The organism is Paraburkholderia sp. 22098 (assembly GCF_052045935.1).
In the GTDB taxonomy this organism is placed as follows: domain Bacteria; phylum Pseudomonadota; class Gammaproteobacteria; order Burkholderiales; family Burkholderiaceae; genus Paraburkholderia; species Paraburkholderia caledonica.
In genome coordinates, this window is the sequence record NZ_JBQEPV010000007.1 from 237,567 (window position 1) to 257,650 (window position 20,084).

Consider the following 20,084-nt stretch of genomic DNA (forward strand, 5'->3'; position numbering starts at 1 on the left):
CGTGCCGCCTGGCACAAATGCGACATGACTGTCCAATGCGTCCTGCAGAAGCCTGCTGCTATTCATGCCATTCGTCAGTTGTAGCCAGACGAACATTCCGCCTTCCGGCCGAGTCTATTTCACACCTTCCGGCATAAACGCCTGTAGCGCGAGCAGCATATCGCTCAGTTAAGTTTGCGACGAGATCGGCTCAATTATGTGCCACCGTTTTACGCGCGATGCGGCTTGTCGGTCCAATCGATGAATATCCATAAGCTGTTCGGCGGCGCGCCCACGGCTATGCTGTCTCTCGACCAATTCGATTAACGGTATCTGGTGGAACGCCATTCGGAAGTTCTTATTGCCGCTTTGGCAAGGTGTCCTCTCGCATGAAGAGTGTCGGCCATATCTGCCATGAGCGAAAAAACGAATGGCATTCGAAAAAGAATCGATTCTCGCTGGCCGCCGAGCACTTTTTACTTCCGTACGGAGCTACAGATCACTTCCAGCTTAAAGCGATTAGTTTTGAGTAGCAGGTGTTGAAGACCGTTTAGCGCTTTCCGCCCGCCGTAGACATGCGGTGCTGTTTTCCTGAAGAAAGTCGAGTCCTATACTCGAACCCGGCTCGACTTCGGTCGATGAAAAAATACGGAAGGAGACGGCAATGAACAATCCGGTGATCGAAGTCGAGACAGCGCCAACTTCTGAGGTCAGCCTCGATGACAAGTATCGAAAGGAGCGGGGCTACGCGTACATGAGCGGCTCGCATGCGCTCATTCGCGTGATGATCAATCAGCGCATTCGCGACAATGACGCCGGACTGAATACTGCCGGATTCGTTTCCGGCTATCGCGGCTCGCCGTTGGCGGGCTTCGACACCGCACTCTGGTCGGCCGAGGCTGTGCTCAAGCAGCATCAGATCAAGTTCCTTCCCGCTATCAACGAAGATCTCGCGGCGACCGCGGTGTGGGGCACCCAGCAATTAGCGCTCTTTCCGCAGGAGTCCACGGTAGAGGGTGTCTTTTCGATGTGGTACGGGAAAGGGCCGGGCGTAGATCGCAGCGGCGACGCCTTGAAGCATGGCAACGGTGCCGGCACATCGGCTCTTGGCGGTGTGCTGGTTGCGGCAGCGGACGATCACACTGCCAAGTCATCCACTTTTGGACATCAGAGCGAACAGGCGTTGATTGCCGCGTTCATTCCGGTTCTCTATCCGGCGAGTGTGCAGGACTATCTCGACTTTGGTGTGCTCGGCATCGCAATGGGGCGATATTCGGGACTGTGGATCGGATTGAAATGTGTGTCCGACGTGATCGAAACGTCCGCCGTTGCCGACGTCGATCCCCATCGGATCGACATTCGGTTGCCCGACAAAGAATTTGCCGCCGACGAAGATCTTCACATCCGATCGCCCGATGTATGGGCCGAACAGGAGCCTCGAATTGTACGTAAAAGGCTGCCTGCGGCGTTGGCGTTTTGCCGGACGAATCGTCTCAACTCCATTCGGATCAAAGGGCCGAAATCGAAGCTGGGGATCGTGTGCGCCGGCAAGGCGTACAACGATGTCATGGAGGCGCTCAGGTTACTGGGTTTGAGTGACGACGATGTCGAGAAAAATGGCCTAGCTGTGCTCAAAATCGGCATGGTGTGGCCTCTGGAACCGACCATTCTCCGCGACTTCGCGGCAGGCCTCGATGAACTTCTTGTCGTCGAGGAAAAGCGTCCGATCATCGAACAGCAAATCAAAGACGAGTTTTATTCCGATGCATTGAATGGGCTTCCGCTCGTTCGCGTCTCCGGTAAGGGCAGTGGAGCGATTGGTGGCGAATGGAATCGCTCTGGAGAAGCCTGCCTGTTAAAAAGCGACTATGAGTTGACGCCCGTGGAAGTTGCCGGCGCGATCGTCGCCCGGTTGCGAGCGCAAGCGGGCTGGACGGAAACGCGGAACCGGGAGATCGAAGCGCGCTTAGCTGCGCTCGAGGCCGTTGGACGGGTACAGGCTGTCGCGGGCGCGATCAGAAAACCTTTTTTCTGTTCCGGTTGTCCGCACAATACTTCTACTCGCGTCCCAGAGGGATCGCGCGCAACGGCTGGTATCGGCTGCCACTATATGGCGAGCTCGATGGACCGTCGTACCGAGTCGTATACGCATATGGGTGGCGAAGGTGTTCCTTGGGTCGCCCAGGCGCAGTTCTCGACGCGCAAACATATCTTCGCGAACATTGGCGACGGAACTTACTTCCATTCGGGTTCGCTCGCAATTCGTCAGGCGGTCGCGGCGCATGTATCGATGACCTTCAAGATACTCTATAACGACGCCGCTGCGATGACTGGCGGTCAGCCAGTCGATGGCGAATTAACCGTCGACGGCATCACGCGCCAGGTTGCCGCAGAGGGCGTGCGACGAATTGCCGTGGTCAGCGACGATATCGAAAAATATCGCATACGTGGCACCACATTCGCGGCGGGGACCACCGTTCACGACCGTTCAGAACTCGACGCCGTGCAGCGCAACCTTCGTGATTACGAAGGGGTGTCAGTGCTCGTCTACGATCAAACCTGCGCTAGCGAGAAAAGGCGTCGCCGGAAGAAAGGCACTTATCCCGATCCCGCGAAGCGCGTGGCGATCAATAGCGATGTTTGCGAGGGCTGCGGTGATTGCTCTGTCGAAAGCAATTGCCTCTCGGTCGAGCCGCTCGACACGCCGTTGGGGCGAAAGCGCCAGATCAATCAGTCGAGCTGCAATAAAGACTTCTCATGCGTGCAAGGTTTCTGCCCGAGTTTCGTCTCAGTCGAGGGTGGGGAGCTTCGATCGAGCCAAACGAAGAAATCGCCTGAAGCCATGATGGCAGACTGGCCTGAACTACCATATCCCGCTTCACCGCCAATGACCGACACCGTGGACATTTTGATCAACGGTGTCGGCGGAACAGGCGTCGTGACGATCGGCAATCTGCTCGGTATGGCGGCGCACCTGGAAGGACGTGGATGTACCGTTCTCGACATGGCAGGCCTGGCCCAGAAAGGTGGCGCGGTGTGGAGTCACGTGCGACTAGCATCGAAGCGGGAGCGCATGTACGCGTCGCGAATTCCATCGGGCTCAGCGGATCTCATCATTGGCTGCGATCTTGTCGTGACGGCGGCGCCCGACACGCTCTCGAGAATAAGAAAAGGCAAAACGCGCGTCGTTATCAATGGACAGACTTCCCCCACCTCAGCGTTTGTCGCCAACCGCGATTGGCAATTGCCTGAGGCGGAACTGAAATCGCATGTGGAGTCAGTGTGCGGTGACGACTTCGTCGACTGGGTCGACGCACAGGAGATTGCCAGACGACATCTGGGAGACACTGTATTTTCCAACGCGATCATGCTGGGTTTCGTGTGGCAGCAGGGTTTGATCCCATTGGCTCGCGAGTCGATTGAGCGCGCGATCGAACTCAACGGTCAAGCCGTCAAGAAGAACAAGCTGGCATTCCAGATCGGACGCTGGCTCGCGGTGAACCCCGCCCGCTTTGCCGCCGGTCAGGAAGTCGAATCGGTGATTGCCTGGCGCCAGAAGAAAAAGGTCGTGCTAGACGAACTGATCCAGTCGAGAGTGTCGCTGCTCGCTGCATATCAAAGCGAACGCTATGCGCGCGAGTATGAGACCTTTGTCAGTGAGATTACGGCGCAAGTCGGATCGCACGGCAAGCGAGAGGCCTTTCTCTTGGCTGTTGCCGAGGGCCTGTATAAGCTGATGGCCTATAAAGACGAGTATGAGGTAGCACGGTTGTACTCGTTGCCCGGATTCAAAAAATCGCTTGAAAACCAGTTCGAGGGAGATTTCAAGATTCGCTACTACCTTGCTCCGCCGTTGCTATCGCGCAAGAACGAGAAGGGCGAACTCATCAAGAAAGAGTTTGGGCCTTGGCTCGGCCACGTTTTTCCATTGCTGGCACGACTGAAGATCTTGCGGGGAACACCATTCGACCCGTTCGGCCACACCGCGGAAAGGAGACGGGAGCGCGCGCTGGTCCGTGAGTACCGCTTGTGGATTAGAACCGCGCTAACGCATCTCGCCGATAAGCCGGACGTGTGCATCGAATTGGCAAAGCTTCCCGACTCGATTCGCGGTTACGGGCATGTCAAAGAAAGAGCGATTGATGAAGCGATGGCAAAGCGGGATACGTTGTTGGCCGCTTTGTCGGCTCCTGCGCATCAATGGCGGGCGTCCGCATGAATAAACCAGGAGGAGGAAACGAATGAACCAGCATGTTTCCGTGCAGTGGCTCGACGGTGTCATGTCCATTAGCTTGAACCGACCTGAGAAGCGCAATGCGTTGGACGAGTCAATGTTCAGCGCGCTGGCCGACGCGTTCGTCCAGGCCCGGTCCGACGACCGTGTTGCCTCCGTGCTGATTAAAGGAACGTCCGACTGCTTTTGTGCGGGGCATGATATCGGAGCTTTCGCGACGCTTTGGCCTCAGCCCGAAAATGGCGCGATCATACGGTGTATAACGGCGCTTCTCGGGCTCGATAAGCCGTTCACCGCGGCCGTGCGCGGTGCTGCGGTAGGGTTTGGCGCGACCTTGCTTCTGAGTGCCGACTACGTCGTCGCATCTCATTCCGCGACATTCTGTTTTCCCTTCGCACGACTGGGTATCGTCCCCGAGGCTGGCGCGAGCGCACTGCTTGCGCGACGGGTGGGAGATATTCGTGCGCGCGACTGGCTTATGTCCGCAAGAGTGATCGGTGCAGAGGAAGCACTTTCAGCAGGATTCATATCGCGGCTGGCGGACTCTTCCGAGGTCGACGTCCTGGCGCAGGAATACGTCGCAGAAATCGCGGACAAACAGCCTCACGTCATGCGGCAAATACGTCGAATGATTGATGACGGTGCGCATCGGAGCGCAAAACAGGCAGCGTCGTTCGAACTCGAGGCGCTGAACGTTCTGATTCCAGAAGCGGCCAATCGTGTTCGCTATTCGGGTAGGCAATCTGGAGAGGTCGAATGAATAATGTCCTGATCGTCCATGCTCACCCGGAGCCGAAATCTTTCTGCACGGCCTTGGCTCACGCGGCTATCGAAGAGTTCGAAGGCCGGTCTTGCTCGGTGACGCTATCTGACCTCTATGCACAACGTTTCAATCCGGTCGCTTCAGCGGACGACTTCGAGTCGCGATCGGATCCCGACTACCTGGTCTACTCGCTGGAACAGCGCCACGGACTGAAACAGGGCACGTTGAATGCCGAGATCGTGCGAGAAGTGGACCGGGTTCTCGCGGCTGATACAGTGGTATTCGTTTTTCCTGTCTACTGGTTCTCGACGCCCGCCATACTGAAAGGCTGGATCGACCGGGTGTTCTTATCCGGTGCGTTTTATGGTGGAAAGCGAATCTATGAGCGCGGTAGCATGGTTGGAAAGAGGGCGGTGACTGCGATTACACTGGGCGGTCGCGATCATATGTTCGGTCCACGCGCATTGCACGGCGAACTCGTGCGCGGCATGATGCGTCACTTCTTTCAAGGCACCCTTGGATATGTCGGATTCGATGTCGTCGAGCCGTTTGTGGGTTACCACGTTCCATATTGCCCGGACGCCGAGCGGGACCGCATCATGTCGGACTGGAGAGCGTATATCGCCACGCTCGATCAGCAGCCGCTTATGAAGATGCCCGATCTCTCGAAGTTCGATGATGTTTTTCGTCCTTTGGAATGAGGAGTTTGCAAAGAAAGCGCTGAGTAGAGTTCGGCACGAATCAGTTCAAAAATCGCATTGGGCTATTTAAAGTCCGGGAAACGCAGTACCTTACGCTGCGACCTTTTGCTCGTGGAATTTTCGCGGACTGAATCCGCGTGGCAGGGTCGGCTCGTTGAGAGAGGCTCCTTGACGCATGTCGACCCACTTGGAGATGCCGGTAAACACTCGTTCGAGGTCGTCCGAACGACCGTCGCACACCTGCTCATGAACGGCATGGCGCACGAGGTCGTTCTATTCGGCTGAATGCCCGCCCCGGGGCCGCCTCGTCAGCGCGCCTTCGCGCCGGACGTCTGCCCGAACGACGGATGCCTGCGCCGCACGTAGTACGACGCGACGATCGCGAACGACGTCGATACCGCGAACCAGAACTGGAAGCGCGATTCCGGGTTGAATGCCTGCGACCCGAGTACGGTGACCAGCGCAAGCAGCGCGACCCAGTTCGACACTGGATAAAACCACGCACGGAACGCAGCCGGGTCGCGTTGCTCGTGCTTCGTCTGCCGGCGCATCGCGAAGTGCGCGACGATAATGAAGATCCACACGATCATGACGAACGCGCCGCTACTCTTCGCGAGCATCAGGAACAGGTCGCCGCCGCTCAGGAAGTGAATGCCGAGGATCGACACGCAAACCACAAGGCACAGCACGAGCGCGTTCATCGGGACGCCCTTTGCGTTGGTGCGGCCGAACATCGCGGGCGCATGGCCGCGCTGGCTCAGCGAGAACAGCATGCGCGAATTGGAGAACAGGAACGAGTTCATCACCGACATGAACGACACGAAGAGTACGATCTTCATCGCAACGGCCGCGCCGGTGAATCCCGCCATGCTGAACAGCGAGACATACGGCGATTTCAGATTGGCCTTGTCGGTCCACGGCATACACAGGATCAGGATCGACACCGAGCCGACGTAGAACACCATCACGCGTAAGATCACGCTTTTGATGGCGCGGACCACGTTCTTGCCCGGGTTCTCGGATTCACCTGCGGCCACTGCCGCGATTTCGCTGCCGCCAAGCGAGAAGATCACGACCATCACGCCGGAGATCACAGGCGAAATGCCGTTGGGCATGAAGCCGCCGTGGTCGGTCAGGTTCACGAATCCCGGCGCGGGGATGCGCGGCTGGAGGCCGAACAGGATCGACGCGCCAAGCACCATGAACACGATGATCGTTGCGACCTTCGCGAACGACAGCCAGTATTCGGCTTCGCCGAACGCGCGCACCGAATACGCGTTGGTCGCCATCAGCGCGATCAGCATGAACAGCGCGCCAGCCGGGACCGGTAGCCATGGCAGGAAATCGTGAAGGATCGCGCCGAGCAGGATCGCCTCCACGGTGATCGTAATCATCGACTTGAACCAGTAAAGCCAGCCGACCGCGAAGCCGGCCCATTCGCCGAGATAGCTGTTCGCATACGTGGAGAACGAGCCGCTGTCAGGATTGCGGGACGCCATTTCGCCGAGCATGAACATGACCAGCGTCACCATCACGCCCCCGATCAGGTACGACAGAATCGCCGCGGGGCCGGCGGTTGCAATAATGGAGCCGGAGCCGACGAACAGGCCTGCGCCGATGACGCCGCCTAGCGCGATCATCGTGATGTGTCGTTGCTTGAGGCTCTTTTTTAATGAGTAATCCTGCATGTCTACCTCCACAGTTGATCTGGATTATTGGTGAAACGTGTTGACACCTTGTTTTTTTGCGCTAGCGGGCCGAGATGGGCCGGATGTTAACGAGCGACGACGTGCGGGCGGAGATCCGCTTCACCGCATCAAACCTTCTTCGCCCGTTCCTTTACGACCCGGAGGATTGGACCGATGATGTGCCCGCTGCGAGTGCTGCTTCATACGCACGCTTCAGCCGCTTTGCGCCTTCCTGAATCTCCTCAACGCCGGGAGCAGCGAATGAAAGACGCAGTGATGCTACGTCCAGCTTATCGGCGAAGAACGCCTTACCTGGGACGAAAATGACCTTGTTTTCGATTGCGTGCCAGAGGAGTTCCGATGAATCGATCCCTTCGATTCGCGCCCACACGAACATCCCGCCTTCGGGTTGATGAAACTGAATGGCATCGTCCAGTTGCCAGCGCAGTTCATTGCACAGCGCGTCACACTTGCGTCGATACATCGTGGTGATGCGCGGCAGATGGCGCTCCAAAGCGCCGTCCGCCAGATATTCCGCCGCGATCGCTTGGGTCCATGGAGCGCTACATAGGTCCACCGTCTGTTTCGCGATGACACAACGTCGCGTGATTTCAGCCGGCGCAATTGACCAGCCCACTCTCAGCCCCGGCGCGACAATCTTTGAGAGGCTTGCAAAATGAACCACCCAGTCGCGCGAACCCTCGACTTCCGCCGTCAACGCAAGAATTGATGGGACGGTGTCTCCCGAAAAACGCAGATCGCCGTATGGGTCGTCTTCAACGATAACGAACCGGTACTTGACAGCAAGCTTGAGCAACGCGATGCGTCGTTCTCGCGTGATGGTCGCGCCGGTCGGGTTCGCGAAAGTTGGCACCGTGTACAGCAGCTTCGGTCGCGGCACTGCTCCCGATTCAAGAAGCGCAGCGAGGTTGTCTACATCGAGGCCATGGCCATCTACTTGCGCCGTAACGATCTTGGCTTGTTGAAGCTTCAGAGCCTGCAACGTCGCGGGATAAGCTGGTTGTTCGGTGAGTACGACATCGCCTGGTGCGACGAGAACGCGCAACAGTAGATCCAGTCCTTGCTGGGAACCCGTCGTCACGAGCAGTTCGCCCGGACCGCAGGTTACGCCGCGACGGGCCATCAGATTTACCAGCTCACTCTTTAGCTCAGGCAGTCCGTCCGTCGGTCCGTACTGCAGACAGCGGTTCGAATTCCGGTAAGCGCGCTTTTGGGCAGATGCCAAACCGTCGACGTCAAAAAGATCGCTAGCTGGATAACCGCCTGCGAATGAAATCATCCCGGGTTCGGCAAGATACTTGAACAGCTCACGAATCGGTGAACCGGACGGGTCTTGAAAAGGGGCTGTAAACTCGTACATATCGTCGTTGGCTCGTCGCCGGTCAATTGCAGCATTTCCGCGTAGCAGGCATTGGACCGAATAATCCGATCGCAAGCGCTGTTGCTACGGCCCGATATCTATGCACGATGTAATGCGCTTCTATTACGCTCGTGTGCGCCTTGGCTCAAAAGATCCAGAGCCACGTCGACGATCATGTCTTCCTGTCCGCCAACCATCTTGCGCCGGCCGAGTTCCACGAGGATATCGACTGTTTTTAAACCATACTTGCTTGCAGCAAGTTCGGCGTGCCGCAGAAAGCTGGAGTACACGCCGGCATAGCCGAGCGCCAGCGTCTCCCGGTCAACGCGCACTGGACGATCTTGCAACGGACGCACCAGATCGTCGGCCGCGTCCATCAGGCGGTACAGGTCGCAGCCGTGATTCCAGCCCTGACGTTGAGCTGCGGCGATAAACACTTCAAGCGGTGCGTTTCCTGCGCCTGCACCCATCCCGGCAAGACTCGCGTCGATGCGATCGCAACCCTCTTCGACGGCGACCAGCGAGTTCGCGACGCCAAGGCTCAGGTTATGGTGTGCGTGCATACCGGTCTGGGTCTGCGGGTCCAATATGTCCTTGAAAGCGCGGAAACGGTCTCGGATGTCCGCCATGCCAAGTGCGCCGCCCGAATCCACGACATAGACGCAGGTCGCGCCGTAGCGCTCCATCAGCTTCGCCTGCATCGCAAGTTTCTGCGGCGTGGTCATGTGGCTCATCATCAGGAATCCGACGGAATCCATGCCGAGTTCGCGAGCAAATTCGAGATGTTGGCGGGACACGTCGGCTTCGGTGCAGTGCGTGGCGATGCGCACGACGCGTGCGCCTGCATCGTATGCGTTGCGAAGATCATGGATGGTGCCAATGCCGGGAATCAGCAGCGTCGCTATCTTCGCGGTTTTGACGCTTTCCGCCGCTGCAGCAATCCATTCGACGTCACTGTGCGCACCAAAACCGTAGTTGAAACTCGACCCTTCGATGCCATCGCCATGCGCGACCTCAATGCTGTCGACACCGGCCTCATCAAGCGCCCTCGCGATTGCCCGGACGTTGGCAATGCTGTATTGATGACGGACTGCGTGGCTGCCATCACGCAACGTTACGTCGGAGATATAGAGTTTCTTGTCGAGCGATGTCATTGAATAGGCTCCTTCTGGCCTCGGACCACGCCGGCAGCGAGGCGTCGGCGCGCCATCATGTCGCCGCACGCGAGCGCCGCCGACGTCATGATGTCGAGATTGCCCGCGTACGAGGGCAGGTAATGGGCGGCGCCTTCTACTTCAAGGAATACCGACGTCTTCAACCCGTGCTTTGCACCGAGACCCGGCACGTTCAGCGGCTTTTCCGGCGAGACGATGTCGAACTGAATCTTCTGTTTCAGGCGATAACCGGGAACATAAGCCTGCACGCTGGCAATCATCTGTGCGACGCTGTCCTCAACCGCGTTCACATCTACCAGATCGGACAATACAAACACCGTATCGCGCATGATCAATGGCGGCTCCGCTGGATTGAGCACGATGATTGCCTTGCCGCGAGTTGCCCCACCCAGCGTCTCGATTGCGCTACGCGTGGTCTCAGTGAATTCGTCGATGTTTGCCCGCGTGCCCGGCCCCGCAGATCTGCTCGAGATAGAGGCGACGATTTCCGCGTAGTGGACCTTCGCGACACGCGACACGGCTGCAACGATCGGAATCGTCGCCTGACCGCCGCACGTGACCATGTTCATGTTGGACGCATTTTCGGCCTCGAGATTGATCGCCGGAATCACATATGGGCCAACCGCAGCCGGTGTCAGATCGATAACCTGCACGCCGTGCTTTTGCAGCACATCGTTGTGATGCCTGTGCGCACTGGCCGATGTGGCGTCGAAAACGATATCGATGTTCTTGAACACGTCGAGTTTCAACAGTCCGTCGATCCCCTCCGCTGTCGTCGCCACGCCCATCCTTTCAGCGCGCGCGAGCCCATCCGATTTTGGGTCTACACCCACCATCGCAGCCATTTCGAGGTGCTGGCTGTTGCGCATCACCTTTATCATCAGGTCGGTCCCGATGTTGCCGGGACCGATGATCGCAACTTTTACCTTTTCGTTCATATCCACTCCGAGATTTGGGGTCACGCCGCGACGTGAAATCCAACACTGCCGAGCTGCTCCATATCGACTGACGTGTACTGCCCTAGCTTGATCCACTCCGCTGGCGTAGCACCGCCCGCCATGACAACCCATCCGGCCTGAAGGGGCTCGCCAGCCTCCGCTGATAAACGGGCGGCGGCTACGAGCGAACGTAAAGGATGACCCAGCAGCGCTGCGGTGGATCCTACCTGGACGACCCGCCCGTCGATGCTCACTGTCAGCCCGAGGTTAGAAAAGTCGATCTTCGGATCGCACCAGGCGCCGATAACAAAACCGCTAGAGGATGCGTTGTCTGCAATCACTTCAGGCAGCGAGAACTTGAAATCCTTGTAGCGCGAATCGATGATTTCGATCGCCGGAGCGATCGCTTCCACCGCCGCGAGGGCTTGGGGTCCCGTGACATTCCCTTCGAGCGGCCGCTTCAGTATGAAAGCGATTTCCGGTTCGCAGCGGGCATGGATGAAGCGCGAAAGATCAATTGCTGTCCCTTCCTCGATCTGCATTGCATCGGTCAGTCGTCCCCAGATCACATCGGACAGGCCCATCTGGACCATCTTGGCCCGGCTGGTAAAACCCATCTTCACACCGACGCGGCGTTCACCGCGGTCGAGTCGACGGCGGATCGATTCGGCTTGAATACGGTATGCCTCATCAAGTGACAGACGGCCCTCGCGATCGAACCGCGTGACCTCCGTTGCGTTTAGTGCCGCATCGTCGAGCAGCCTGGCGAGTTCTGCAATGTTGCTCATGAGCGCACCTCGTTTTTAGATAGCGGTTCGAACACGGCGCGCACGGATCCTAGCCCGTGGATGCGAGTTTCGAACACGTCCCCGGGGACGACGGAGACCATGGGTCCGAGGGCACCTGAAAGCACCAGGTCTCCGGCTTTCAAGGGCTGGCCTAGCGATGCCATCGTCCGGGCCAGCCAGACAACCGCATTGACGGGATTTCCCAGACAGGCGGCACCTGCGCCGACCGATACTGGCTCGCCGCGTCGCTCCATCACCATGCCGCACAAGCGCAGGTCGAATTCAGATAATTTGCGTGGGATGGTGCCGAGCACGTACGCCGACGAGGACGCGTTATCCGCAATCGTGTCGGTGATGCGAATATTCCAGTCCGCGATCCGGCTGCCGACAATCTCCAGCGCAGGCAGCGCGTACTCGATAGCGTTGAGCACGTCGACCTGAGTAGGGTTGTCCATCGTCATGTCACGTCCAATGACAAATGCGACTTCGGATTCGACCTTGGGCTGCGTGAGTATCGATGATGGAATCGGCTCTCCATCGCCATACCCCATATCGTCGAAGAGCATGCCGAAGTCGGGCTGGTCCACACCGAGCTGCTTCTGCACGGCGACCGATGTGAGGCCGATTTTGCATCCGACGACGCGGCGGCCTTCGGCCAGTCGACGCGCGGTGTTCACTCGCTGGATCGCGTACGCGTCGTCGATACTTAGTTGATCGTACGTTTCGCGCAACGGTGCGAGGTACTTGCCGCTGCGCTGAGCAGTTGCAAGCGCAGCAGCTGCTTCCTCGATAAGGAGGGGCGTCATTTGCCGTTCTCCAGAGCGGGGGTGCCGAGTTCGTCCTTGGTACGCTCGCCTATTGCCCAGTGTGTCGAGGGCACCTCGTTTGCAAAGACCCGAATGCTGTCCAGGGGCACGCCGAGGGTTTCGTGCACGGTGCGGGCGACTGCCTTAAGGCACGCCTTGACGGCTTGCGCGTCGCGGCCCTCGACGAGCGAGATGTGGATGATTGGCATGACTCGTTTCCTGACGTTATATGAGCGAGGTCATGATGTACGATGCAAGCCATGACGGTCCAATACCGTTTGGACCCATATTGATACCGAATGGGTATCGGAGCCTGCGCAGTACCTGGAGGAAACATGGACCTGAAGCAGATGCGCTATTTCATGGCGCTGGCAGAGGAGGCGAACTTCGGACGGGCGGCGGAACGTCTGCACATGGCGCAACCGCCGCTCACACGTAACATCCGTGCACTCGAACAGGAACTAGGTACGCAACTGTTCGTGCGAACCACGAAGGGCGCCGAGCTGACCGAGGCGGGGCGCGCGTTGATGGAAGAGGTGCCCAACATCCTGGCTCTTGCCCGGCGTGCGGAGGAACAGGCTCAATTGGCTGGCCAGGGCTACTTGGGACGGCTCGACGTCGGCATTTTCAGTTCGGGGATTCTGAACGTCATTCCCCGGCTGCTCGCCGCGTTTCATACCGAACGGCCCGAGGTCAAGATTGGCTTGCACAATATGTCCAAGGCTGAGCAGATCAGTGCGCTGCGTGAGCGGCGCATCACGATCGGTTTCAATCGTCTCGTGCCTGACGAACCCGATATCGCGGTTGATTGGGTTCTAAGAGAACCGTTTCTAGTTGCGCTGTACGAAGGACATCGGCTGTGCGCGAAGAAGTCGGTGACGCTGCGGGATCTCGACAACGAGCGAATGATTCTTTATCCCAACGCACCCGTGCATGGCCTCGCGCAGGAGGTGGCCGCTGCTTTTCGCGCCGAGAATGTGCAACTGCGTGTTGAGCAGGAAGTCGAGGACGTGGTGACGTGCATCGCATTGGTTGCGAGCCGTTTCGGCGTTTGCGTGACCACGGAATCGGCAGTCAATCTTCGGCTGCCTGGCGTTGTGTACCGCCCGCTCAGATCGACACAGTTGCGAGAAATCGAGTTGTCCTGTCTTTATCGTCGTGGGGACAACTCCCCAATCCTGCAAGCCTTTTTGAAGTTGATACGGACTTCGCGAATCCACCGCGTTCGTGCCGAGCTTTGAGCGGCGGCCGCGAGTGATGCCGGGAGGTCGGGCAAGCGTCCGGTCGGCAGGGCAATACCTCGACGAAGCACGATCATCCGCAAGTTTGCTCAAGTCTATCCGGCATCGAGAGCGGGGAAAGGAACTGCACCTCCGCGTGAGTCCGTCTGATGGTTCTGGATGCAAGCGGCCTTCGAAAGTATTGGGGTTTCGACGGACCGCTTGGGCTCGTCAACCGGCAGTCGTGTCGGCGACTGTTGGCCCTGGTGACGCAGTAAGCGTCTCGCTGCCCGCATGACAAAGCGCAGCTGGCGCAAGGTCCGTTCAGCGACCGGTCGCGCCTTTCCACGCGCGCGGCACGCGGTGAAAGTGCGGTCGAAATAGATCAGGCTGTCACCGTCGCTGCGCACTCCGATCTCAGTCGTCTCCACGAACAGCACCGCATGCGAGCCGACATCCTTCGCTTCGACAATTCTTCCCTGCAAGCTCGCGAGCGCGCCGCGCAACACGGGCACGCCGTTGAGTCCTTCATACCACTCCGGCAGCTCTCGTCAATCGCCTCCGCACTGCGGCCGCTGCGTGATCGGGAGTTTTTCGCCTGACAGGGCGACGGCTGAATAGCCGGGCCGTATGCGCTCGTGCTGCTACGTCCTGTCAGACGTTCCAGTCAGCCGTCGCTTCGCCTGTCATTTCCAAGGCGGTCGCGCCGTGCGTTTAAATCTCGAGCCGGAGGGCAAGCTGACCAACAGTGCGGGAAGCCTCACAGCAAGGCGCGCGGGCAATCATGGACGCCGTAACGCGACGCCTCAGCGGGACTTGCTGGCGTCGATGCCGAGGAAGGGAAACGCGGGTGCGCGTTGAAAGTCCTTGGAGACTTCGCCGCCGAATGTATTGCGCTGATCCTTGCCGAGGTCGAGACGTTTGACAGGCGCGCCGGCGGAGAAGTCGGCCTTCTTGAGATCGACCCAGAAAGTACTCGGGGTGAGGGCCGATTCGAAGAAGTAAAGCATGCGCTTGTGATCGGCGACGGTGCGCCAACGGGTGGACGATATATTGGGCTCGCCGGGGGTAGTGATCCCGAACGGCACCGACGCGTTACGGATCACGCTAAAAACGCTGGCAAGTGCAATGGCAGGGTCTTCACTCTTAGGGATGGCGTTGACGTAGAACGAGGCGCGCGCGAACCGGTCAGCAGAGCGATTGGTGCCAGGCAGCCAGACGGTGCCTCCGATCTGTTTCCAGTATTCGTTCAGTGCAAGCTGCTCGTCGAAGGTCGGCGAGTTGGTCATCACCTGATACTGCCGACCATGATGGATGATCTGCTTACCGCCGATGTACTCGACGATGGCGCTGTCGCCAGTCGCGTCCGACATGGCAAGGTGCAGTGTGGTGAGGCGCTGTTCTCCGGGGACGTTGTCGGTGACGATTGTGAACGGCTCTTTCTCAAGCGCAGCTACGGCTTCCGAGACGGTCGCAAAGTTGTCCAGCACGTACTGCGCCCATGCGGCGATAGTGAGTCCCGGTTTCGAGTTTTTGTCGAAGGGAGGATATTGCGACTCGACGAGCCAGAGCAGTTGAGCGGCTAGACCCTTTTCGTTCATGCCATCGGTGGTGGAGACGTCATAACCGGTAGCCACGACGCTACCGTATTTGGCGGTCCATTTAAGAGAGTTCGGACCGGATTCACCGGTGCGGGCGATGCCACGCGGCAGGATGTAGAGATTGGTGGCGACGTCGAGCTTCCAGTCCATCGATCGGGCGGTGATAACGTCGTCGTTGTCACCGAGATAGACGACGCGTGTGCAGGCTAGCGATGCAGCCGGATCGACGAGGAGCGTCGCTGCTGCGGCGAGACACGTCACAACTGCGGAAAAAGGGCGGCGCATGGCACTTCCTCACGCTGTGTTGGGAACTGATGCAGTTGTCGACGGGGCCGCTGCGGTGAGCCCAAACCAATCGCCTTATGCTTTATTCGCCAATCACCTCACGCACCGAAACCCCGCATAGACATACTGGTAGTGCGGTTGAAACCAGTTTCGGAATGTCGGTCGTAACATGCATTGTGCGGTGCGCGCCGATCCGCCCTTCAGCACGTAATGCTTGCCGTCGAAAAAGTTGGCCGAATAACCCAGATAGAACGGAAACGGTTCGAACCCCGGCAATCCGTCGAACAAAGTGGAAGTCCACTCCCAGCCGTTGCCGTACTGGCCTTCAACGCCAAACGCGCTGACATTGTCCGGATAAGCATCGACCGGACGCGGATCCCAACTGCGAAAGTCGAAGTTGCCGGAGCCCGCATGCGGCGCACCGTGCGCCGCGCGCTGCCATTGCGCTTCTGTCGGCAGCGCCTTGCCCGCCCAGCGCGCGTAGGCGCTCGCTTCCGCGTGGCTCACGTATGCCGGCCAGTCGGGTGGAAGCGGTACTTCGTCGAACATCGTGCGCAGCATCCATTCGCCACGTTCGCCGCTCGCCTCGCTTCGCGACCAGCACGCGGGATGTTCTATGCGCTCGGTTTCCTTCCACGCCCAGTCTTCTTCCGACCACCATTTCCGCTCGCGATAACCGCCGGCTTCGATGAACTCGCAAAACGCGGCGTTCGTGACCATATAGCGGTCGATCTCGAACGCAGGCACGTCCACGTGCAATTCACCGAACTCGTTGTCCCAGCCGAAGCGGCCGCTGTCGCGCGGCATGCCGATCACAGCCGGACCGGCGGGCACGCTGACCATCGGCGACAGGCTGTTCGCGCGCCCCGGACCGTGCACGACAGGCTCGCGCAAATCCGTCACCTTCTGCTCGATCGGCAATTGGTGAAGCATGTAGGCAAGCGTCTCGGCATGCATCAATCGATGCTCGATGGCCACGTTGAGCAATTGCCCGGACGCCTCGACTCGCGCGGAATCGGTAAGCGCCTGCAGTTCGCGGTCGATCTGTCGACGGGCGTTCAAACCGTATTGCCGCACGGTATCAAGCGAAGGCCAGTCGCCAGGCTGATCGGTCGGAAAACCGCCGTCTACGGGGTCGATACCGAATGCGAAAAGCTGATCGAGTTGCTCATCGAACGCGGGCAGATCGAACAGGCGCTTGTCGAACAGATTACGATCGAAAGCTTCGAGGTGTCCGATATAGAACACAATCCGGTGCCGTTCACGGATCGGTCTCTCGTACAGGAACTCAGGCTTGACGATGGAAAAGAGGGCGTCGGTAACTTGACGCGCGTCGCTCAAACGTTGAACGAGCGGATGATGTGGACCGGGGTCGCGGTTCATTTCGCCGGGTCTCCTTGCGGGGGGACGGACTAAACAAAGACTGTACCCGCTTGCAGATGCCATGCCAAGGCACGAACTCCACCGGAAAATCGTGGCAAACGACGCGGCCGCGCGGTCCGCGCCCTCGCGCCGAGCCTAAACCTGGCGCAATCCGTCCAGATCGACGATCCTAATGTGCTTGCCTTGCGTGTCGATCAGGCCGCGCTTTTGAAATCTTGACAGGGTGCGGCTCACGGTTTCGAGCGTCATGCCGAGGTAGCTGCCCATGTCTTCGCGGGTCATTCGCAGGTTGAACTCTGCCGACGAATAACCGCGTTGAGCGTTGCGCTCCGACACGTCGAGCAGAAAGGCCGCGACTCGTTCGTCCGCTGAAAGCGAGCCGAGCACCATCATCTGGGCTGCTTCGCGCACGATCTGCTCGCCCAACAGTTTGTGCAGGCGTTCCTGCATCGAGCCGATTTCGCGGCACAGTGACTTCAGCGCCGTGTAGGGAACGATGCACACCGTGCTGTCTTCGAGCGCCAGCGCGCTGCATGCGTGCCGGTCGTCGCTGATGCCGTCGAGGCCGAGCGCCTCGCCCGCAAGTCGCAATCCGGTGACCTGTTCGCGCCCGTCCCGATGCGCCATGACGGTTTTCATCGAGCCGGAACGCACCGCATAGATGTTGTCGAAACTGTCGCCGCTGCGGTACAGCGTGTCCCCGCGATGCACCGACCGCGCGGAGCAGATCAGCGTTTCGAGCTTGGACAACTCGTCGGGTGCCAACCCTTGTGGCATGCATAGCTGGCGCATCGCACAGCTGGAGCAGCGCGCGGCGCTGCGGGTGCCGGTGCGTCCAGCGGCCCGCGACGTGGCGCGGCGGCTGCGCTGCTGCGGCGGCGAACTGACGGCCGGGCCCGGCGAAGCAGCGGAGCCGGCGGCGAGGGCGGATTGTGCAGCGGTAGAGGTAAGCATGTCTGAGCCAATGTCAGGGGTAATGCACCAATTGTCCCACCGGCTCTGTCCCCTGTTTCGCGGCAAAATGACGCGCGTTCCCGCTTATGCCGTTTGAGCGTTGTCAGAGCCGACCGGCGCATAAAACCGTCCCCCCGCGTTCCGCAGACCGCATTCGCGCCTTCTCATCTTGTCGCTCCAACAGGGGCCTTTCCCGCGCCGACGCAAACGTTTGGCGAAATTTTCACTTTCTAGCGCAACCAGCTCTCAAGGTTTCCCAGAATGTGTCGTCATATTGTCTGAAGAAAGCGGCGGCAATGAGAAGGGGCGGATACACGCGCCCGCGTCGGCGCGCGCCGGCGGTTCAAACGTCATCGAAATGAACCGCCTTGAGACAGGGCGCACCTTTCAGGCTTAAGCAACGGCTGTTTCGCGACAACTTTTATCGTGCGGTAGGGCAAGGAATTAGACACATGAAGATTTCGAATTTGAAAATCGGGGTTAGGCTCGGCTCCGCCTTCGCGCTGATGGTCGCGCTGCTCGTCGGCACGGCTATCGTGGGTATCGAGCATCTCGAGTCCACGAACACGAAGATGGACGAGATCGTCAGTCATCGCTACACGCTGATTGCGCTCAGCAATCAGATCAAGAGCAACGGCTACAAGGCGAACGGCATTCTCAGCAATCTGCTGCTGACTACCTCGCCGGACAAGGCCAAGCAGTATATGGACGACTATGCGGCCATCCGCAAAGCCAATGCGCAAGCCTACGGGCAGCTCGAAAAGTTTCTGACGAGCGATGACACGAAGGCGTTGTTCAAGCAGCAGTTCGACGCGCGCTCGGCCTACGGGGTGAGCGTCAAAGCTTTCTTCGATCTGGTGAGCAAGAACCAGCAGCAGGAAGCACGCGACGTCTATCAGGGCGACATGGCGCGGCTTCAGGACGCGTACTACCTGCTTGTCGACAAAATGGTCGACGTGCAGGCGGAGCGGATGGCGCACGACGTGGCCGATGCGGTTTCCGAAGCGCATCGCGCGAAAATCCAGATGATCCTGCTCGCACTGGTCGCGACGCTGATCGCAATTGCAACGGGCATCTTCATCACGCGCACCATCACGCGGCCGATCAACCGCGCGGTCAGCCTCGCGGAAGCGGTCGCGGCGGGCGACCTCACGCATCACCTGCATGTCGATACGACCGACGAAGTGGGGCGCCTGTTGACCGCGCTTGAACGCATGACCCGCAATTTGCACGGCATCGTCGCGCAAGTGCGTCAGGGCACGGACACGATCAGCCAGGCGACGCGCGAAGTGGCGAGCGGCAACATGGACCTGTCGAGCCGCACCGAGCATCAGGCGAGTTCGCTCGAAGAAACCGCGGCTGCCATGGAGCAACTTACGTCGACGGTCAAGCAGAACGCCGACAACGCCCGTGAAGCGAACCAGCTTGCGTCGAGCGCTTCGGACGTCGCGGTGAAGGGCGGCAACGCGGTGAATCAGGTCGTGAGCACGATGAGCGCGATCAACGAATCGTCGCGCAGAATCGTTGAGATCATCGGTGTGATCGACGGCATTGCATTCCAGACGAACATTCTTGCGCTCAACGCTGCGGTCGAAGCAGCGCGTGCAGGCGAGCACGGCCGCGGTTTCGCGGTGGTCGCGAGCGAAGTGCGCGGACTTGCGCAACGCAGCGCCGTCGCGGCGAAGGAAATCAAGGAGCTGATCGCGGACTCGGTGAACCAGGTGGGTACCGGCGGCAAGATGGTCGAGGACGCGGGGCAGATCATCAGCGAAGTCGTCAAGAGCATTCGCCACGTGACCGAGATCGTGGCGGAGATCAGCTCCTCCAGCAAGGAACAAAGTGAAGGCATCGAGCAGATCAACCATGCGGTCACGCAGATGGACAAGGTGACGCAGGAAAACGCCGCGCTCGTCGAGCAAAGCGCCGCTGCCGCGCAAGCTTTGCAGGACCAGGCGCAACAGCTCACCGATACGGTCAGCACGTTCAAGCTGAACGGCGACACGGCGAAGCAATGGCGCGCCGCGAACGAACTGCACGCGCCCCGCACGAACGGCATGAGCGAAGCAGGCGCGTCAGGCGCGTGGCTCAACGCGCGCATGTCTGCGCAGTAGAAGTCGAGGCGGACAACGGACGGAGACACGAGCCGGTCGCGCGGACCGGCTCGATAACAAATAGAAGTCCGAGCGCT

At 59.2% G+C, this 20,084-nt stretch carries 15 protein-coding genes and 1 pseudogene; 5 read left to right on the forward strand and 11 right to left on the reverse strand.

Going from position 1 to position 20,084, the window contains the following annotated elements:
• Positions 1–643 precede the first annotated feature (643 nt).
• Genes ACTJLB_RS16970 through ACTJLB_RS16980 form a run of 3 tightly spaced genes read left to right on the forward strand, consistent with a single transcriptional unit; the run spans position 644 to position 5,677 of the window.
• On the forward strand, positions 644–4,198 hold the full coding sequence (locus tag ACTJLB_RS16970; RefSeq protein ID WP_440783929.1) for an indolepyruvate ferredoxin oxidoreductase family protein: 3,555 nt from the start codon (positions 644–646) through the stop codon (positions 4,196–4,198).
• A gap of 22 nt (positions 4,199–4,220) precedes the next feature.
• Positions 4,221–4,973 carry an enoyl-CoA hydratase/isomerase family protein gene (locus ACTJLB_RS16975; RefSeq protein WP_440783930.1) on the forward strand — a complete coding sequence of 251 codons (753 nt, stop codon included), beginning with the start codon at positions 4,221–4,223 and terminating at the stop codon, positions 4,971–4,973.
• Positions 4,970–5,677: an NAD(P)H-dependent oxidoreductase gene (locus ACTJLB_RS16980; protein WP_440783931.1), complete on the forward strand. Its 708-nt coding sequence runs from the start codon at positions 4,970–4,972 to the stop codon at positions 5,675–5,677. Before ACTJLB_RS16975 ends, ACTJLB_RS16980 begins: the two co-directional genes overlap by 4 nt.
• Positions 5,678–5,985: 308 nt before the next feature.
• Here ACTJLB_RS16980 and ACTJLB_RS16985 read toward each other — a convergent pair whose 3' ends face one another.
• From ACTJLB_RS16985 to ACTJLB_RS17015, 7 genes are all read right to left on the reverse strand, one after another.
• Positions 5,986–7,365: an amino acid permease gene (locus ACTJLB_RS16985; protein ID WP_440783932.1), complete on the reverse strand. Its 1,380-nt coding sequence runs from the start codon at positions 7,363–7,365 to the stop codon at positions 5,986–5,988.
• Between the two features lie 151 nt (positions 7,366–7,516).
• The gene (locus ACTJLB_RS16990; protein ID WP_440783933.1) at positions 7,517–8,746 is read right to left on the reverse strand and encodes a PLP-dependent aminotransferase family protein; all 1,230 of its coding nucleotides are present in this window, start codon (positions 8,744–8,746) and stop codon (positions 7,517–7,519) included.
• A 98-nt stretch (positions 8,747–8,844) separates the two neighbouring features.
• Complete coding sequence (dmpG, locus tag ACTJLB_RS16995) at positions 8,845–9,900, reverse strand: 4-hydroxy-2-oxovalerate aldolase (RefSeq protein ID WP_440783934.1); 1,056 nt, start codon at positions 9,898–9,900, stop codon at positions 8,845–8,847.
• Positions 9,897–10,859 (reverse strand): acetaldehyde dehydrogenase (acetylating), encoded by a 963-nt coding sequence (locus ACTJLB_RS17000; RefSeq protein WP_440783935.1) that lies wholly within the window; start codon positions 10,857–10,859, stop codon positions 9,897–9,899. Before ACTJLB_RS17000 ends, dmpG begins: the two co-directional genes overlap by 4 nt.
• Before the next feature lie 20 nt (positions 10,860–10,879).
• A complete protein-coding gene (locus ACTJLB_RS17005; RefSeq protein ID WP_440783936.1) occupies positions 10,880–11,647 on the reverse strand; it encodes a 2-keto-4-pentenoate hydratase in 768 nt (255 codons plus the stop codon).
• Positions 11,644–12,453 (reverse strand): 2-keto-4-pentenoate hydratase, encoded by an 810-nt coding sequence (gene mhpD, locus ACTJLB_RS17010; protein ID WP_440783937.1) that lies wholly within the window; start codon positions 12,451–12,453, stop codon positions 11,644–11,646. Before mhpD ends, ACTJLB_RS17005 begins: the two co-directional genes overlap by 4 nt.
• The gene (locus ACTJLB_RS17015) at positions 12,450–12,662 is read right to left on the reverse strand and encodes a tautomerase family protein (protein ID WP_204521910.1); all 213 of its coding nucleotides are present in this window, start codon (positions 12,660–12,662) and stop codon (positions 12,450–12,452) included. Before ACTJLB_RS17015 ends, mhpD begins: the two co-directional genes overlap by 4 nt.
• 126 nt (positions 12,663–12,788) lie before the next feature.
• Between ACTJLB_RS17015 and ACTJLB_RS17020 the strand changes: the two genes are divergently transcribed.
• Positions 12,789–13,694, forward strand: a complete 906-nt coding sequence (locus ACTJLB_RS17020) for a LysR substrate-binding domain-containing protein (protein ID WP_440783938.1) — start codon at positions 12,789–12,791, stop codon at positions 13,692–13,694.
• A gap of 303 nt (positions 13,695–13,997) precedes the next feature.
• On the opposite strand, the pseudogene ACTJLB_RS17025 reads toward ACTJLB_RS17020, so the two are convergent.
• The 4 genes and pseudogenes from ACTJLB_RS17025 to ACTJLB_RS17040 form a co-directional block, all read right to left on the reverse strand.
• Positions 13,998–14,218, reverse strand: a pseudogene (locus tag ACTJLB_RS17025) (flavin reductase); the annotation flags it as partial.
• Positions 14,219–14,479: 261 nt separating this feature from the next.
• Entirely contained in the window at positions 14,480–15,559 is a 1,080-nt protein-coding gene (locus ACTJLB_RS17030) for a linear amide C-N hydrolase (RefSeq protein WP_440783939.1), read from the reverse strand.
• Positions 15,560–15,652: 93 nt separating this feature from the next.
• On the reverse strand, positions 15,653–16,942 hold the full coding sequence (locus tag ACTJLB_RS17035; protein ID WP_440783940.1) for an SUMF1/EgtB/PvdO family nonheme iron enzyme: 1,290 nt from the start codon (positions 16,940–16,942) through the stop codon (positions 15,653–15,655).
• 135 nt (positions 16,943–17,077) lie between these two features.
• Positions 17,078–17,734, reverse strand: a complete 657-nt coding sequence (locus ACTJLB_RS17040) for a helix-turn-helix domain-containing protein (RefSeq protein ID WP_027804412.1) — start codon at positions 17,732–17,734, stop codon at positions 17,078–17,080.
• Between the two features lie 614 nt (positions 17,735–18,348).
• Here ACTJLB_RS17040 and ACTJLB_RS17045 point away from each other — a divergent pair.
• A complete protein-coding gene (locus tag ACTJLB_RS17045) occupies positions 18,349–20,007 on the forward strand; it encodes a methyl-accepting chemotaxis protein (protein ID WP_020066668.1) in 1,659 nt (552 codons plus the stop codon).
• The last annotated feature ends 77 nt before the right edge of the window (positions 20,008–20,084 follow it).

What these genes read in the sequence shown, in the direction of transcription:
- ACTJLB_RS17020 (WP_440783938.1), top strand. Translation starts at nt 12,789, where the DNA reads ATGGACCTGAAGCAGATGCGCTATTTCATGGCGCTGGCAGAGGAGGCG.
- ACTJLB_RS17015 (WP_204521910.1), bottom strand. Translation starts at nt 12,662, where the DNA reads ATGCCAATCATCCACATCTCGCTCGTCGAGGGCCGCGACGCGCAAGCC.
- mhpD (WP_440783937.1), bottom strand. Translation starts at nt 12,453, where the DNA reads ATGACGCCCCTCCTTATCGAGGAAGCAGCTGCTGCGCTTGCAACTGCT.
- ACTJLB_RS17000 (WP_440783935.1), bottom strand. Translation starts at nt 10,859, where the DNA reads ATGAACGAAAAGGTAAAAGTTGCGATCATCGGTCCCGGCAACATCGGG.
- ACTJLB_RS16980 (WP_440783931.1), top strand. Translation starts at nt 4,970, where the DNA reads ATGAATAATGTCCTGATCGTCCATGCTCACCCGGAGCCGAAATCTTTC.
- ACTJLB_RS16975 (WP_440783930.1), top strand. Translation starts at nt 4,221, where the DNA reads ATGAACCAGCATGTTTCCGTGCAGTGGCTCGACGGTGTCATGTCCATT.
- ACTJLB_RS16985 (WP_440783932.1), bottom strand. Translation starts at nt 7,365, where the DNA reads ATGCAGGATTACTCATTAAAAAAGAGCCTCAAGCAACGACACATCACG.
- ACTJLB_RS17035 (WP_440783940.1), bottom strand. Translation starts at nt 16,942, where the DNA reads ATGAACCGCGACCCCGGTCCACATCATCCGCTCGTTCAACGTTTGAGC.
- ACTJLB_RS16970 (WP_440783929.1), top strand. Translation starts at nt 644, where the DNA reads ATGAACAATCCGGTGATCGAAGTCGAGACAGCGCCAACTTCTGAGGTC.
- ACTJLB_RS17045 (WP_020066668.1), top strand. Translation starts at nt 18,349, where the DNA reads ATGAAGATTTCGAATTTGAAAATCGGGGTTAGGCTCGGCTCCGCCTTC.
- ACTJLB_RS17030 (WP_440783939.1), bottom strand. Translation starts at nt 15,559, where the DNA reads ATGCGCCGCCCTTTTTCCGCAGTTGTGACGTGTCTCGCCGCAGCAGCG.
- ACTJLB_RS17005 (WP_440783936.1), bottom strand. Translation starts at nt 11,647, where the DNA reads ATGAGCAACATTGCAGAACTCGCCAGGCTGCTCGACGATGCGGCACTA.
- dmpG (WP_440783934.1), bottom strand. Translation starts at nt 9,900, where the DNA reads ATGACATCGCTCGACAAGAAACTCTATATCTCCGACGTAACGTTGCGT.
- ACTJLB_RS16990 (WP_440783933.1), bottom strand. Translation starts at nt 8,746, where the DNA reads ATGTACGAGTTTACAGCCCCTTTTCAAGACCCGTCCGGTTCACCGATT.
- ACTJLB_RS17040 (WP_027804412.1), bottom strand. Translation starts at nt 17,734, where the DNA reads ATGCGCCAGCTATGCATGCCACAAGGGTTGGCACCCGACGAGTTGTCC.